We start from the raw sequence: 16,731 nt of genomic DNA, 5'->3' as shown, positions 1-16,731 counted from the left end.
TTTGCGTGATATAATAAACAGCGTTTACCTATATGTCCGCTATAAAATTTGCACTCCGGAATGTTTTAACCTTCTCTTTACTATTTGCCACTACATCTGTTGTTTTGGCCCAAAAAGCCGAAAAGAAAAAAGAGAGAGATTATGCACAACTGGTTGACCCTTTTATCGGCACCGGTGGGCATGGGCATACTTATCCCGGCGCTGTGCTACCTTTTGGTATGGTACAGTTGAGTCCGGATACGCGCTTAACCGGTTGGGATGGCTGTTCGGGTTATCATTTTACGGATACAGTGGTATACGGCTTTTCGCATACCCACTTGAGCGGTACAGGTATTGCCGACTATTGCGATGTATTATTTATGCCCACCACCGGCGATCCGCAGTTTAAAAACACCGATTACCGTTCTGGTTTTAAAAAGAAAAACGAGATAGCCTCGCCAGGCTACTATAAAACCCTGCTTGATAAATACAACATAGGTGTAGAACTTACCGTCACTACACGGGTTGGTGTGCACCGTTATAATTACCCCAGCACGCCAAAGGCCAATATTATCATTGATCTGCAACACCGCGATATTGTGACCGATTCCTGGATTGAAGTGTTGAACGACCATGAAATCCGTGGCTTCCGCGAATCCAGGTCATGGGCCAAAGGACAGCGGGTATACTTTTATGCCAAGTTTTCCAAACCTTTTAAAACTTATGGCATAGCCAGTAACGATCAGTTGCAGGAGGGCCAGACAAAGGCAGAAGGCAAAAACATCAAAATGTACCTGCAGTTTGATAACCCTGGTGAGGTGATCTCCAAAGTAGGTATATCTTCCGTAAGCGCCGAAGGCGCCTTAAAAAACCTGGATGCCGAAGTACCTGATTTCGACTTTAAAAAAGTACAAAAAGCAGCAAGAGCCATCTGGAATACCGAACTGAACAAGATACAGGTAGAAGGCGGTGCCCCTACCGTTGCCCAGGCCACACAAACGGCTCAAACAGAACTCCGGGCAAATGGTGGTGGTACCGGTCGTGTACCTAAAGAGAAACGCCCCGTGGTGCCCGATTATTCCCACATCAAACAAACCATTTTCTATACCGCTCTGTATCATGCTATGCTGGCACCCAACATTTATAACGATGTGGATGGGCAATACCTGGGGCTTGATCAAAACATACATACCGCGCAGGGCTTTAATTATTATACCGTGTTTTCCTTATGGGATACCTTCCGCGCCGAAGATCCATTACTTACACTGATCGATCGGAAACGCACCCGTGATTTTATTAAAACTTTCCTGGCTATGTATGAGCAGGGTGGCTTATTGCCTATATGGCCGCTGGCCAGTACCGAAACCTATTGTATGATCGGGAACCACTCCATCCCCGTTATTGTGGATGCTTATGCCAAAGGTATCCGTGATTTTGATACTGCCGAAGCTTTTACCGCCATGAAAGCCGCCGTAAACCGCGATCAGTTCGGGTTGGATAATTACCGTAAAAATGGCGCTGTACAGGCCGATAGTCAACCGGCATCTGTTTCCAAAACGTTGGAGTATGCTTATGACGACTGGTGCATTGCCCAAATGGCCAAAATGCTGGATAAGCCCCAGGACTATGCCGAATACATACAACGTGCGCAGTACTGGAAAAACGTATATAATAATCAGAACGGTTTTATGCAGGCCCGTATCAACGGAGGCTGGTTCGCTCCTTTTAACCCTACCGACATTAACCGTAATTATACCGAGGGCAATTCCTGGCAATACTCTTTCCTGGTACCCCAGGATGTGGATGGCCTGATAACCCGCATGGGCGGCAAACAAGCCTTTGAGGCCAAGTTGGATGAGTTGTTTACCACCGAATCAAAACTAAGCGGCAACGCCCCGCCTGATGTGGCCGGTTTAATTGGCCAGTATGCGCATGGCAACGAGCCAAGTCATCACATGGCCTACCTGTATAATTTTACCGACTCGCCCGATAAAACCCAATTTTATATAGACCGTATCCTGCGCGAGGAATACAGCGAAAAACCGGATGGCCTTGCGGGTAATGAGGATTGCGGGCAGATGTCGGCCTGGTACGTGATGAGCTCATTGGGTATTTATAATATTGCGCCCGGGCAAAACCAGTTTATGGTAGGTATCCCCCAATTTGATAAGGCTACGGTTTATCTCGAGAATGGTAAAAAATTCACCATCACCAATTCAGGAGCGGGTATAAGCCGGGCTAATACTTATCTGCAGGGCATGAGCCTCGCCAAAAAATCATATAATAAACTGTATTTAAATTACAGTGATATGGCCGAGGGCGGCGAGTTTGAAGTATTTACCGGCAGGCTCTCCAACAAACTGTTTTTGCAGGACCTCGAGAAACCGGTATCTGCCATTCCCGACAATCTCATCGTGGCCAATCCGTATATCATAGCGCCATCCAAAACATTTAAACAACCTTTCAGCATCCAGATCAAAAGCTCGGATGCTGATGCTAAAATATATTACACGCTTGATGGATCGACACCAACAGCCGGTTCTGTATTGTACACGGCTCCGGTTACCATCTCGGCCAATACAACAATTAAAGCTATAGCCATTGTAAATGGAAAAAGCAGTTTTGTTGATGAGGCCAGTTTTGTGAAGGAAAACTAAATGAGCTTTCGGTGTTTTTATTTATTACCACGCAACGCTGTCATTTCGACTGGAAGGAGAAATCTTATATGAGTAGTCTATCTTATCTATAAGATTTCTCCTCGTACCTCGTTCGAAATGACAGCTATTTTCCACTTTTTCTAATATCTTTCCCAGCACTTCTAAAACTCTATAACCTCCTACGGCATCCCCGAATACCATGATTTACAAAAAAATAAAACATTTGATTACAAATATGGTTAGCTTTAATTAATAAATAATAAAATCTAAATCATCAATCACCATGAATGACATTCCATCAAAAGACGACGGCAAAACAGCAGGAATTGTAAGCTACTTTTTTATCATCGGTTGGCTAATCGCTTACTTCGCTTTGTACAAGGATAATAAAACCGCGCAGGCAAGTTATCAGTTAAGACAAACCTTATTATTTCACATCGCGTCCATAGTTATTTACTGGGCGGCCTCGGCTATTTTCGCGGCTATATTTTTCTCCGGAGGGTATACTATTGGTTATTCACTTTTCTGGATAATCCGCGTTGGCCTATTTGTTTTATGGGTAATAGGCTTTATAGGTGCCATTAATGGCGAAAGCAAGCCTATACCACTTATCGGCGAAAGAGCACAATCAATGTTCTCAGGTATATAAGGCATTTCTAATGAGCAAAAGGTGTCAACTCTGAGCCCTGTCGAAGAGTTGTGCGCAGAGGCCCTGCCCACCATGTTTCGACAGAGCTCAGCATGACACCATTTTATATTTTTAATACTTACGAAGTTTTAAAAACTTCGTAAGTATTTCTTATGTACTAACACTCATCACTCCTTCTGCAGCATTTTTTTGCATTCATCCAACCTGTCCTTTTCCTCCTTTGGAAGTACCGGGTATTTTAATTTCAGGTCTTTTAAAGTTTGCAATATCACATTGGAGATAGCTATGCGGGTAAACCATTTTTTATCGGCGGGTACTACATACCAGGGACAATCCTTAGTGGCGGTTTCCTGGATGGCTTTTTGATACGCGGCCATATAATCGTCCCAATATCCACGTTCCTCAATATCGGATGCCGAAAATTTCCAGTTCTTTTTAGGGTCGTCTATCCGTTGTAAAAAACGCTCCTTTTGTTCGTCTTTTGATACATTAAGAAAAAACTTAATGATCACCGTCCCGCTATTAGTCAGGTGCTCTTCAAAACCCCGGATGCTTTCATAACGCTTATCCCAAAATTTAGAGTCGATGTCTTTTACACTATTTACACCAGGCAGGTTTTCTTTTAATATCAGTTCGGGGTGTACTTTGGTGATAAGTACATTTTCATAGTGCGAGCGGTTATGGATACCAATGCGTCCACGCTCGGGCAGGGTCTTATAATGGCGCCATAAAAAATCATGTTGATAATCTTCGGTACTGGGTTGCTTAAAACTATATACCTGGCAACCCTGAGGGTTTAGCCCCGATAAGGTATGCGCAATGGCACTGTCCTTACCTGCAGCGTCCATCGCCTGAAAAATAATCAGCAGCGCATATTTATTGGCGGCATAAAGCTCGGTTTGCAGGTCGGATGTTTCTGCTATCAGTGCGGTGAGCACATCTTTGGCATCGTCTTTTTCAAAACCATCGGCATAAGCGGCATCATGATCTTTAAGCGAAAAACCTTTGCCATTGTCGATCTTAAACTTGTTAATTATATTACTCATATTAAAAAAATTGCTTTACAGTTTTGCCAACTTAAAATTTAGATGTTAAAATTGCGTTGATAACGGTACTGTTTATTTAAATTTATAATTATCCATACCCATAAAAGTCAATTCAAATTTGACCGAACCTCTATAAATACGGTTTTAAGGTAATGAAAATTTAATGCCTTATGCTTACAAACAGGTTGGTGATGGGTATACTGTAACTTTTATGTAAACTGTATATATTAATATTTGTTTGATACTATGATTTAGTGTCATTATTTTACATCTTTACCCAATGTTCCGACGTATACGAAACCGATTTTTAAGATATTTCGCCATATTTATTTACTTCGTCATCATCTTTTTTTGTTGTATCGAACTCAATTTCCTTTGGCTTTCGGGTTACTCACCTGATATGCAAGACATTAAAAACCCCGTAATGTCTGTTGGTTCTGAGGTATATACCGCCGATGGTAAGCTGATAGGCCAGTACTATAAAGAGAACCGCTCACCTGTGGAGCTCAAAAACATCTCCCCCAACCTCATCAACGCCCTTGTTGCCACCGAAGACGTGCGTTTTTACAAACACAACGGGGTTGATTTTTACTCATTTTTTACCAGTATGCTATCCACTGCCAAAGGCGAACGCCGCGGTGGCAGTACGATTACCCAGCAATTGGCCAAAAATCTGTTCGAGACCAGGAAGCGGAAATCACAGGGCTTTATTAAACATATCCCGGTAATCCGCACTGTAGTTTACAAGTGTAAGGAATGGCTTACCGCCTTCAAAATTGAGCACGTTTATAATAAGGAGCAAATACTTACCCTGTATTTAAATACCGTACCTTTTGGCAATAATTCTTTTGGTATTAAAACCGCCTCATTAAAATATTTTAATAAAACACCTGATAAAGTTACCCCAGCCGAAGCCGCATTGCTTATTGGGATGCTTAAAGCTACTTCGAGCTACAATCCTATTAAAAACCCAGATCGTGCGCTGGAGCGCCGTAACACGGTTTTAGGACAGATGCAGAAATACGGCTATTTGACCAAGGCCGGCTATGATACCAGCTTCAAATCGCCCATAAAACTTAATCTGAGCTATGTGGAAGAAGATTCACATGGCGACTCTTACCTGCGCCGCGCGGTTGAAAAATGGCTGGATAAATGGTGCAAAGAAAATGGTTATAACCTGTATGAGGATGGTTTAAAAATATATACCACCATCGACTCTCACCTGCAGCAATACGCCGAAGAAGCAGTTGCCGAGAAAATGAAGATGCTGCAAAAGCGTTTTAACAATTTGTGGGGTAATAAAAATCCATGGCGCGACTCCAAGGGTGTGGAGATCAAAGATTTTATCCTGAAAAACGAACAACGTCTGCCTATATTCAGCCTGCTGGAAAAGAAATACAAGGGCGATACCGTTCAAATTCAACAATACTTTAAACAGAAAAAACGGATGACCGTTTTTACCTGGAACGGCGAAAAGGATACTACGTTTTCAACCATCGACTCGATTAAATATTACGCGAAGATCCTGAATACCGGTATGATGACGCTGGAGCCATCAACAGGCAAAATAAAGGTTTGGATAGGCGGTATCGATCACCGTTTCTTTAATTACGATCACGTAAACCAGGCGCGCCGCCAGGCGGGTTCAACCTTTAAGCCATTTGCTTATTTAACCGCGCTGGATAATGGTTTTACCCCCTGTGATAAATTCACCGACAAACCCGTAACCATTAAATATAAAGACAATGGCAAAGACGAAGTTTGGCAGCCTAACAATGCCGACTTCAAGTTCTCGTACCGCGAAATGTCTTTACGCTGGGCAATGGGCAAATCGGTAAACTCCATCACCGCGCAGCTGACAGAAAAAGTGGGCTGGGATAAAGTTGTAGAGTATGCCCATAAATGCGGCATTGAAAGTCCGCTCAAGTCGGTACCATCGGTATCCTTAGGCTCAAACGATGTTTCGGTTTTTGAAATGGTGAGGGCTTATAGCACCTTCCTGAACAAAGGCGAAAAACTGGACCCGATACTGGTAACCAGAATTGAGGATCAGGACGGAAGCGTGTTGAAAGAATTTACTTTAAAAACCGAACGGGTGATCAGCGAGGAAACAGCCTGGCTGATGCTTTATATGTTCCGTGGAGGTATGGAAGAACCGGGTGGTACCTCACAAGCTCTGTGGGAATACCCCGGTCTGTGGAAAAAGGATAACCAGATAGGTGGTAAAACCGGCACATCATCCGACTATGTTGACGGCTGGTACATGGGTATCACCAAAGATTTAGTAACCGGTATATGGGTTGGCGCCGATGACCGTAGCGTGCACTTCACCACTTCCGAAACCGGCGAAGGATCACATACGGCATTGCCTATATTTGGCCGCTTTATGGAAAAAGTTTATGCCGATCCAAAATCAGGCTACACCTATGGGTCGTTCCCGAAACCATGGGTAAAAATCACCAAGGAATACAATTGTCCGTCACCAAGAATAGTGGCCGATACCGCCGCAGTTGACAGTACAAGCAACCCTATTGATACAACGCACGTAATACCTGTACCGGCAACACCAACTACTACACCCGAAAATCCAGAAAATACACCACCGGGCAATAAATAGGGTGAGTCGATGTGCAGATGCAGACGGATGTGCAGATGTGCGAATATGCAGATGTGCAGATGATGAATGGATGATTCGTTTCAATTATTTGCACATCCGCACATCTGCATATTCGCACATCTGAAATCCACACATATTTTTCATTAAATTAGCGATGTCATCTATTAGTTAAGTTATGAATAAACACTACCCCTTATCAAATAAGGCCAAAAAGTTCACTTTTGTACTCCTTTGTATTATAGGTTCTTTATTGATAAGTACTGGTGCCCATGCCCAGTATTTCGGGCAAAATAAAGTGCGCTATAAAAACCTCAAGTTTAAAGTATATAAAACCCCGCATTTTGAAATTTACTATTACTTAAAAAATGATAGTATGGTAAAGCGCTTCGCGCAGGAAAGCGAATTGTGGTATACATTACATCAGCAGGTTTTTAAGGATACATTTAAAACTGCTAATCCTATCATCCTTTACGCCAATCACCCCGACTTTCAGCAAACTACTGCCATTGATGGCGAAATTGGTGTAGGTACCGGCGGTGTTACCGAGGGTCTGAAAAACCGCGTAGTAATGCCCGTGATGGAAACCAACCAAACCACCCGCCACGTTATCGGGCACGAACTGGTGCACGCATTTCAGTACCGTGCGCTGCAAGCTGGTGAAGGCGATAGTTTTGAGGAGATCAACAACATCCCACTCTGGATGATTGAGGGTATGGCCGAATACTTGTCCTTAGGTAAAAAAGATACCTACACAGCCATGTGGATGCGGGACGCGTATCTGAACCATGATATCCCCTCGGTACGTGACCTTACAGAAAGCAATAAGTATTTCCCTTATCGCTATGGCGAGGCATTTTGGTCGTTCCTGGGTTCAACTTATGGCGATACGGTAATTGTACCCTTCTTTAAAAATACAGCACGCTATGGTCTTAATTATGGCATCAGGCGTAGCTTTGGGTATGATGATAAGACCCTGTCGCGCCTGTGGAAAACCTCCATCCAAAACACTTATAAACCTTTTCTAAAAGATACGGTTCAAAAGCCAGTAGGTATGAAACTGGTTGATAGCAAAACAGGTGGCGATTTGGTAGTGGCGCCAGCTGTAAGTCCCGATGGTAATTATGTGGCCTTTTTATCGGCTAAAAGCTTGTTTTCTATAGATCTTTATCTTGCCGATGCACATACGGGGCGCATCCTGCGAAAGCTCACAAGCAAGGTATCAAACACGCATATTGATGAGTTTAATTTTATAGAATCGGCTGGTGCGTGGTCGCCCGACGGTAAGAGGTTCGCCTTCAGTGTATTCAGCAAAGGACGAAACCGGATGATTGTGGTTGATGTAGCCAGCGGCAATACACTGAATGATGTTTCGATGGGGAAAGCCGAGCAATTTAGCAACCTGTCCTGGTCGCCTACTGGTAAGGATATTGTTTTCCAGGGGCTATCCGAAGGTCAGGGCGATTTGTACTCCTATAATTTCGACACCCAAAAAGTCACCCAGCTGACCAACGATAAATATTCCGATTACCAGCCAAGCTATTCGAGGGATGGTAAAAAGATCATTTTCTCAAGTGACAGAACCACTTATGATCAGTCGCTAGAACAGGATATCCCGTTTAACCTGGCCGAGCTTGACCTGGCCACGGGCAAAATAACCGACATTAAAATATTCAACGGCTCCAACAATCTCAACCCGCAATACTCTGCCGATGGTTCGCAGATTTACTTTCTATCCAACCGCGATGGCTTTCGCAATATGTACCGTTATACCCCGGCTAGTGGTAAAATTGAGCAGATGACTGATCTGTTTACAGGTATATGCGGCATTACCGAATACTCACCGGCCTTAAGCATCTCCAGTCATGATGATGTGGTTTACTCTTATTATCGCGCCCAAAAATATTCTCTGTATAACGCAAAGGCATCCGATTTTAAACCGGTGACATTGCAGGCTACCGATGTAAACTTTAGCGCTGGTATACTGCCGCCAGCCCGCGCCGTTGGTGTAGATCTGATTAATTCTAATTTGAATAACTATCTGGCTTATAAAAAAATCCCGGCCGATTCGGTTGTCAACATCGCCTACAAACCCAAGTTTAAGCTTGATTACTTAGCTGGCAGTGGTATTGGCATTGGCGTGAGTAGCTTTTACGGCACAAGTTTATCAAGCGGAATACAAGGCGTTTTCAGTGATATATTGGGCCGTAATCAGATATTCGCGGCAGCCTCTGTTAACGGACAGATATATGACTCCGGCGCAGCGATCACGTACGTAAACCAAACTGGCCGCTGGAATCTTGGCTTTGGTATATCACATATCCCTTACCAGTTTGGTGTACAAACACAAACCTTCCCAACAAAAAGCGTGAGCGGAAAAAACGAAACCGTTTTGTCAGATAATATTGATATCATACGCAATTTTGAAGATGCTGCCAGGGTATTCACCTCCTATCCTATCTCCAAAACAACACGTTTTGAGGTTGGAGCCGGAGCTTCTTATAACTCCTACCGGGTAGATCGCTATGCCGATTACTATGCATTAGATACCACTGTTAATGCTGATAAAAGCAAAACCATCACCCAAAATTATTTAACATCTGATAAGAAAAAGATAGCTAATGATGATGAAAGCAAGCTAATCGGTACCAGCTTAAAATCATATTCGCTTTTCAACGTATCAACCGCTTTGGTGGGCGATAATTCCTTTTTTGGTGTAACCGCACCGCTCAACGGATTTAGATATCGACTGGAAGCAGAATACAACTTTGGCACCTACCATTTCTTTGCGCCAACTATCGATCTCAGAAAATACGTGCGGGTTGAACCTGTTACCTTTGCTGCCCGCTTTTATGGGTACGGACGTTTTGGTGGTGATGCAACAGGATTGTACCCTTTATATGTGGGCTATCCATTCTATATCCGTGGTTACGAAGGGCAAACTTTTTACAACAACGGCAGAGCAGGAACAAACGGCTTCACTATTGATCAGTTATCAGGCAGCCGAATCGCGGTATTTAATTTCGAGGTACGATTACCTTTTACCGGCCCCGAGAAGCTGGCCCAAATCAAATCAAAGTTCCTGTTTACCGATCTTAACTTATTTTTCGATGCCGGTTTAGCCTGGAACGCCGGCGATCATATTTATTTCCAGAAAAACCCACCGGTAATTGGCGAAAAACCGGTGCTTAATGACGATGGTACACCTTCCATAGTAAACGGACAGCCAGTTACTCAACCGGTATACGGCAGGGTTCCGGCACTAAGCGCGGGTATATCATTAAGGATTAACGTATTTGGAGCTTTTGTGTTGGAGCCCTACCTGGCCGTTCCATTTAATCGCACCGATGTTAAAAAACCATTATTTGGTTTAGGATTTACGCCCGGATGGTAGAATGATGATCATATAAAAGTAATAAAAGCAAAAGCGGCCCTAAAGCCGCTTTTTTTTATTTAAAACCTAAATGGTTCAAAATAGTTATGAAATAATATCTGTTTATATTTGCAGCCTGAAATGAAAAAAATACTGTTGTTGAGTTTGGCTCTGATGATGTGTAGCTTCGCCGTACTTGCCCAGGCAGCTGATACCGACCCTGTTGGCAATGTGCCGGCATTAGGTTCGATGAAAAGTACTGCTGGCGACAGCATGCAACCTGCCAATGATATTATACAAAATATAGCCGCAGATAAAGATCTGTCCATATTTTATAAATTTGTTAATTCGGCCAATCTCGCCGAAACCTATGAAAGCAAAGGTCCGATTACCATATTTGTACCTGCTAATGAAGCATTTGAAAGTTTACCGCCCGGTAAGCTTGATACGCTTTTAAAACCAGCACACGTTTGGGAATTAACTCATCTACTAGCCTATCACGCTATCGCAGGAAAATTTAGTGCCAAAGAGTTACACAAGCGGATCAATAAACACAAAGGATCAACCACTTTAACTACCATTAGCGGTGGTAAACTCATTGCTAAAACCGACGGTAATAATAATATCATACTGGAAGATGAAACCGGTGGCCAATGTATCATTAGCCGATCAGATATTGCACAAAGCAACGGTGTAGTACATATCATCAGTAAAGTATTGTTACCCAAACCAAAGGCTGTATAATAATACAGATAGGTGACAATCTGCCTAAAGCAGCGCTACGTATTTAAGATATAATAAATTGTAAGGTTTAGTTGCTATGAACGACTAAACATACAAAAACACAGATGGGCTTAGTAACTCATCAGGTTATTTATGTTGACTAAATACTTCCAAATGAAAAGATCAATTTTAGCCATAGCGATATTATTTGCTGTAACCGCATTCGGTTGCCAGAATAGCAGCGGACAGGATGCCAAAAGAAAGCTGAGCAAACCGGCAGAAGAGTGGAAAAAATCATTAACGCCCAACCAATACCATATTATGGTTGAAAGTGGAACAGAGCCGCCTTATAAAAACGAGTACTGGAACAACCACCAAAAAGGTGTTTATGTAAGTGCTGCTACCGGCGAAGTGCTCTTTAGCTCTGAAGATAAATTCGACAGCGGCACGGGCTGGCCAAGCTTTGTTAAACCCGTCGATTCTAAAAAAGTTGCCATTGTGCATGACGACAGTTATGGCATGAGCCGCGACGAGGTTATTGAAAAAAGTACCGGTTTACACCTGGGTCATGTTTTTGATGATGGCCCCACCAATCGCGGAGGCAAAAGATATTGTATGAACTCAGGCGCATTAAAGTTTATTAAAAAGTAACCGCCCGGCGATTAGCATTTACTGATGGGCGTAATTGTGGCCTTACACGCAACCCACTTTCATATTTTAGGCCAATGGTCAGATCTACCCAATCAGGATTAACAGGTCTGATCATTTTTTCTTTTTGCGGGCGTGTGTAGGTACTCACTACTTTAAAACGTTCCATAGCCTGCTCTTCGGTGTTGATCTCTTCAAAATAAACCAAACGGTTAAGCTGCTGCGCGCTGTCGAAAAACAAAGTGGGCATATCGCTATAAAATTGCAGTGTTTTTACAAGATCTGAGCATAAACCAACGTGAAGATTTTTCCTGTTTCTGTCGGTGATGATATATACAAAACGTTTCATTTTATGATAAAAATTTTGGTGAACCAATATTTATTACTAACTTTATGAGCATAAAATTACTAATAATTTTAGCAAATGCAAATTTTATGTCAATAATTTCACAAAATATTAAGTTTCTCCGCAAAAAGAAGGGTTTAACCCAGCAACAATTTGCCGATCAGTTAGGTATAAAACGTTCATTAGTAGGCGCATATGAAGAAGAAAGGGCCGAACCCAAATACGAACTACTAAAAACTTTAGCAATATTTTTTGACGTTACTATTGATGACTTTATTAACGAAACCATCGATGAAAAATGGGCACCTAAGCCCAAGGGCAATCCTGCCAACCTGCGTATACTAAGTATCTCTGTTGATAAAGAAGATAACGAGAACATTGAAATGGTACCGCTCAAAGCAAGCGCGGGTTATCTGAATGGCTATGCCGATCCGGAATATGTATCTCAATTACCTAAGTTTTATCTGCCCATGTTTAAACAAGGTACCTTTCGGGCCTTTGAGATAAAAGGCGATTCGATGCTGCCTATATTATCGGGCGATATTATTATAGGCGAATACCTGGAAAACTGGGCTGATATTAAAAGTGGCGAAACTTATATCGTGATATCCAAAAATGATGGTGTTGTATATAAACGCATCGGCAATAAATTTAAAGAAAACAAAAAGCTCAAACTGATATCCGATAATCCCGTTTACGAACCTTACGAAATAAACGGAGAAGATGTGCTGGAAATATGGAAAGCAAAAGGCTATATCTCCACGCAGTTACCACAACCCACTCCCGAGCCTACGATGGAAAGCCTCACCAGTATGATGGCTCAAATGCAGCGCTCTATATCCAATTTACAACAAAGCAACAATTAAGTTACATCGGCTTATTTAAACCTTTACGATATATCTTTATCCTAAGATTATAAAACGTAATAAATTAAAAAGCTATGAAAAAATTGTTGTTAATGTGCTGTTTTCTCATCGGGATTTCAGCGGTAAGCCGTGCACAAGGTGGCGGTATGAGAAAAAGTCCGGAAGACAGGGCTAAAGATCTGCAAACACAGCTCAAGCTTTCTGACGATCAAACCACTAAAGTAACCGCCATATATAAAGAACAGGCTACCAAAATGGATAGCGTAAGAACAGCTGCCAATGGCGACAGGGATGCAATGAGAAGCGCTATGATGCCGATGATGAAAGCAACTAATGATAAGATCAAAGCAGTTTTAACTCCGGAACAAGCAACAGCTTATGATGCCTGGATGAAAGAAAGAATGGGCAGAATGAGACAAGGCGGCGGAGGCGGCTCGCAAAATTAATTGATAATAAAAAGCGGCGCTAAGTCGCTTTTTATATTTTTGCACAAATCATTTCCATTTGACGGCTGCAGAAATACATCTAAAAAAGAAACTGGATGAAAGAAAATCATCGGGCGCTTACAGGACGTTAAAACCTGAAAGTGCTCTTATTGATTTTTGTTCAAATGATTATCTCGGCTTTGCACGGTCGGCAATCTTAAAACACCTCATTGATCAGGAAGTACAAAATCATCCGCATAGTTTAAATGGCTCAACCGGCTCACGGTTATTATCTGGCAATTTACAATATGCCGAAGACCTGGAAAAAATTATAGCTGCTCATCATCAATACCCGGCCGGTCTTCTTTTTAATTCAGGATACGATGCTAACCTGGGTTTATTGTCATCACTGGCGCAACGGGGCGATACTATTATATTGGATGAACTGATCCATGCTTCGGCCATTGATGGTGCCAGGTTAAGCTATGCCAATCGCTACAGCTTTAAACATAACGACATCGAAAGCCTGGAAGCTAAACTAAAATTAGCTAAAGGAAACTGTTACGTGGTAGTAGAGAGCATTTACTCCATGGACGGGGACACTCCCCCATTATTAGATATATTAAACATCACCGAAAAGTACGGTGCACACTTAATTGTTGACGAAGCTCACGCTGTAGGTTTACATCCTTTGGGCCTGGTAACAGAACTTGGTTTATCAAACAGGGTGTTCGCGTCATTAGTTACATTTGGTAAAGCACTGGGCGGCCATGGTGCCATTATGTTGGGCAGCGATATATTAAGACAATACCTGACCAATTTTGCCCGCTCATTTATTTATACAACCTCTGCTTCCTTTCATCAGCTGGCTTCCATAAAAATGGCTTACAGACTATTAAATAGTGCAGAAGAGGAGATTATTAGTCTTAAAAACAATATCAAGCTGTTTAAAGAACAAATTAAGCAGGAAAGCACGTATCCGCTATTAAATAGCGATAGTTCTATTCAATGCATCGTATTCAGGAACAATGACAAAGCCCGTGAAATAGCAAACATTTTGCAAAATAAAGGGTTTGATGTTAGAGCTATAGTTAGTCCAACTGTTGCAGTCGGAACCGAAAGAATACGAATATGTCTGCACTCGTTTAATACAGCCAGTGATATAAACAAACTTGCCACCATTATTAACCAATTTATAAATGCCTGATAAACAACCCATATTCATTACCGGCATAGGCACCGGGGTTGGTAAAACGATTATTTCGGCCATTGTAACAGAAAAACTGAAAGCCGATTATTGGAAGCCCATACAATCCGGAGACCTGGATAACAGCGACACTTTAAAAGTACAGAGCCTTATATCAAACAAAACCACCCGTTTTTACCCCGAGGCTTATCGTTTAACACAGCCTTTTTCGCCACATAAATCGGCTGCGATTGATAAGATTGTAATAGATATCAAAAGTATCATTCCCCCACAAACCCATAATCAATTGGTTATTGAAGGCGCCGGGGGACTAATGGTTCCATTGAATGACAATGGATTAATCATTGACCTGATCAAACAATTAAATGCGCGGGTGATACTGGTATCACAAAATTACCTGGGTAGTATCAATCATACCCTGCTATCGCTTAGTATGCTCAAACAATATGATATACCCGTAATGGGCATTGTATTTAATGGAGATAAGGACATCTATTCAAAAACATTTATTCTCAATTACTCAGGGGTAACAGAGCTTGGACATGTACCCTCTTTTGATAACATTAACCCCAAAACAATAATTGAAGCAGGTAATTACATTGTATTGTAATACAATTTCAAACGTTGACTCTCTGCATTATGAATAAAAAAAGCCGTATCCTATTAAATAGGATACGGCTTTTTTTATTGCGAAATAAATTATGGATTTTGACCTGAAGGCCCAATTGCCGGGTTAGCATTGATCTCATCCTGAGGAATAAGCCATTGCCATCTTACATCACCAACAACCTCACTTAGTGTTTGTGCTAAAGCAGTAGTATGGTTTGAGTTCTTCCTGTCTAATGGCAGGTTAAGACGCTTTAAATCTAAAAAGCGGAAACCCTCGCCCCACAACTCAACTCTTCGTTGAATGAGGATCTCATTAATTAAGGCATCACCTGTATTAGTAGACTGTACATAACCGGGGTTTCTGTTTTTAGCTAAGGTGTAAAGTACAGCTTGTGCATTGGCCGTTTCTCCTGCTTTTGCACGCGCTTCTGCTTCGATCAGATACATTTCGGCTACACGCATATGAGGTACATCGCCAATACTGGTTGTACCGGCAACTAAAAACTTTCTGTTCATGTATTTAGCTCTTGTACTTGTAGAAGTAGGAATAGGAAATGCTGTGTTTTTACCGGTTGGATCCCATAATGTTTTCCGGATATCGGTAGCTGCTATCTGATCATAAAGCAATGAATTGATAGCTTTAGGATTGGCCCTGATATTACTAGAGTTGTAGTTTGCCGACATATAGGCAAAGAATGAATAGAAATACTGTGTCTGATCTTCAACCTGATGGCTTCCCCACATCCATTCAACATTTTTATAATCATTAAATCCTGCGGTATAATCGGCGTTGCTCATCAACGAAAGTCCGGCTTTGGCCTCAGATGCATTTTGTGCTGCTTTAGCCCAGTTGCCTTGAGTAAGAGCAATTCTGGCCCTTAAACCCTTAGCAACATTAATGCTGAAATGTGATTTATTAGGGCTGGCGGTAGCAGTAGCAAATAAGGCCACGGCATCATCAATATCCTTATTTATCTGAGTATAAACAGCCTCAACAGTGGCACGTGGTTGCGGAGTAATTGTACTTGTAGTTAATATTGGCACTCCCGGTTGTGTATTATTACCAGCACTGTCGTATCGTTTACCATAAAGCTGTACCAATACAAAATGAGCCCAAGCGCGGTAACATAACGCTTCCGCCTTTATTAGGTCTTTGTCGGCCTGTGGGCCTGTTGCACCTCCTACTTTTTCAATTATAAAGTTAGCATTAACAATAATTTGATAATAAAACTGGTAGGGAAATTTATCATCAATGGAGGTAGCACTCCTGTGCGAGATCCATTTGTACATATTGTTAAACCATCCGTTGCCTGCACTTGTATTCACAAGATCTTCACCAAGCATGTCCAGATCGATCATAATACCACTTTCCCCACCCTGGTTTTGTGTATTATTATATTGTGTATATAAAGAACGGTGAATTCCGTTTAATGCTGCCATCGCATTAGTAGTAGTTGTAAAAACACCAGAATTATCAACCTGACTTGTAGGCGCTGTTTCCAGATAGCTTTTTTTACAAGCGGTAATACTTAATGCCACAAAAATTAGTGGTAAGAATATATATTTTAACTTTTTCATATTAAACTTCC

The 16,731-nt window shown here is 42.0% G+C and carries 13 protein-coding genes; 10 read left to right on the top strand and 3 right to left on the bottom strand.

Annotation, left to right across the window (positions count from 1 at the left end):
* Positions 1 to 32 precede the first annotated feature (32 nt).
* Complete coding sequence (locus G7092_RS26500; protein WP_166094456.1) at positions 33 to 2,636, top strand: GH92 family glycosyl hydrolase; 2,604 nt, start codon at positions 33 to 35, stop codon at positions 2,634 to 2,636.
* Positions 2,637 to 2,919: 283 nt separating this feature from the next.
* The gene (locus tag G7092_RS26495) at positions 2,920 to 3,285 is read left to right on the top strand and encodes a magnetosome magnetite crystal formation protein family (RefSeq protein WP_166094454.1); all 366 of its coding nucleotides are present in this window, start codon (positions 2,920 to 2,922) and stop codon (positions 3,283 to 3,285) included.
* Between the two features lie 167 nt (positions 3,286 to 3,452).
* Here the strand turns inward: G7092_RS26495 and G7092_RS26490 are convergent, their stop codons facing one another.
* A complete protein-coding gene (locus G7092_RS26490) occupies positions 3,453 to 4,331 on the bottom strand; it encodes a polyphosphate kinase 2 family protein (protein ID WP_166094452.1) in 879 nt (292 codons plus the stop codon).
* A 280-nt stretch (positions 4,332 to 4,611) separates the two neighbouring features.
* Between G7092_RS26490 and G7092_RS26485 the strand changes: the two genes are divergently transcribed.
* The 4 genes from G7092_RS26485 to msrB all read left to right on the top strand — a co-directional run bounded on the left by G7092_RS26485 (position 4,612) and on the right by msrB (position 11,692).
* Entirely contained in the window at positions 4,612 to 6,948 is a 2,337-nt protein-coding gene (locus G7092_RS26485) for a penicillin-binding protein 1A (RefSeq protein ID WP_166094451.1), read from the top strand.
* Positions 6,949 to 7,123: 175 nt separating this feature from the next.
* Positions 7,124 to 10,339 (top strand): DPP IV N-terminal domain-containing protein, encoded by a 3,216-nt coding sequence (locus tag G7092_RS26480; protein ID WP_166094448.1) that lies wholly within the window; start codon positions 7,124 to 7,126, stop codon positions 10,337 to 10,339.
* A 120-nt stretch (positions 10,340 to 10,459) separates the two neighbouring features.
* Complete coding sequence (locus G7092_RS26475; protein WP_166094446.1) at positions 10,460 to 11,062, top strand: fasciclin domain-containing protein; 603 nt, start codon at positions 10,460 to 10,462, stop codon at positions 11,060 to 11,062.
* Between the two features lie 153 nt (positions 11,063 to 11,215).
* Positions 11,216 to 11,692, top strand: coding sequence for a peptide-methionine (R)-S-oxide reductase MsrB (gene msrB, locus G7092_RS26470; RefSeq protein ID WP_166094443.1), 477 nt, complete (start codon positions 11,216 to 11,218; stop codon positions 11,690 to 11,692).
* On the opposite strand, the gene G7092_RS26465 is transcribed toward msrB, so the two are convergent.
* Positions 11,682 to 12,038, bottom strand: coding sequence for a GIY-YIG nuclease family protein (locus G7092_RS26465; protein WP_076370463.1), 357 nt, complete (start codon positions 12,036 to 12,038; stop codon positions 11,682 to 11,684). The genes msrB and G7092_RS26465 overlap by 11 nt on opposite strands.
* An 86-nt stretch (positions 12,039 to 12,124) precedes the next feature.
* Between G7092_RS26465 and G7092_RS26460 the strand changes: the two genes are divergently transcribed.
* The 4 genes from G7092_RS26460 to bioD all read left to right on the top strand — a co-directional run bounded on the left by G7092_RS26460 (position 12,125) and on the right by bioD (position 15,143).
* Positions 12,125 to 12,901, top strand: a complete 777-nt coding sequence (locus G7092_RS26460; RefSeq protein WP_166094441.1) for an XRE family transcriptional regulator — start codon at positions 12,125 to 12,127, stop codon at positions 12,899 to 12,901.
* A 74-nt stretch (positions 12,902 to 12,975) separates the two neighbouring features.
* Positions 12,976 to 13,347 carry a DUF4890 domain-containing protein gene (locus G7092_RS26455; RefSeq protein WP_166094439.1) on the top strand — a complete coding sequence of 124 codons (372 nt, stop codon included), beginning with the start codon at positions 12,976 to 12,978 and terminating at the stop codon, positions 13,345 to 13,347.
* A gap of 58 nt (positions 13,348 to 13,405) precedes the next feature.
* Positions 13,406 to 14,533, top strand: coding sequence for an aminotransferase class I/II-fold pyridoxal phosphate-dependent enzyme (locus G7092_RS26450; RefSeq protein WP_166094437.1), 1,128 nt, complete (start codon positions 13,406 to 13,408; stop codon positions 14,531 to 14,533).
* Entirely contained in the window at positions 14,526 to 15,143 is a 618-nt protein-coding gene (bioD, locus tag G7092_RS26445; RefSeq protein ID WP_166094435.1) for a dethiobiotin synthase, read from the top strand. The genes G7092_RS26450 and bioD overlap by 8 nt, the downstream gene beginning before the upstream one ends.
* 89 nt (positions 15,144 to 15,232) lie before the next feature.
* Here the strand turns inward: bioD and G7092_RS26440 are convergent, their stop codons facing one another.
* Entirely contained in the window at positions 15,233 to 16,720 is a 1,488-nt protein-coding gene (locus G7092_RS26440; RefSeq protein WP_166094433.1) for a RagB/SusD family nutrient uptake outer membrane protein, read from the bottom strand.
* Positions 16,721 to 16,731 lie beyond the last annotated feature (11 nt).

Source organism: Mucilaginibacter inviolabilis (assembly GCF_011089895.1).
Lineage (GTDB): Bacteria > Bacteroidota > Bacteroidia > Sphingobacteriales > Sphingobacteriaceae > Mucilaginibacter > Mucilaginibacter inviolabilis.
The sequence above is the reverse complement of the archived record's forward strand: the minus strand, read 5'-3'. Positions and strand labels throughout refer to the sequence as shown.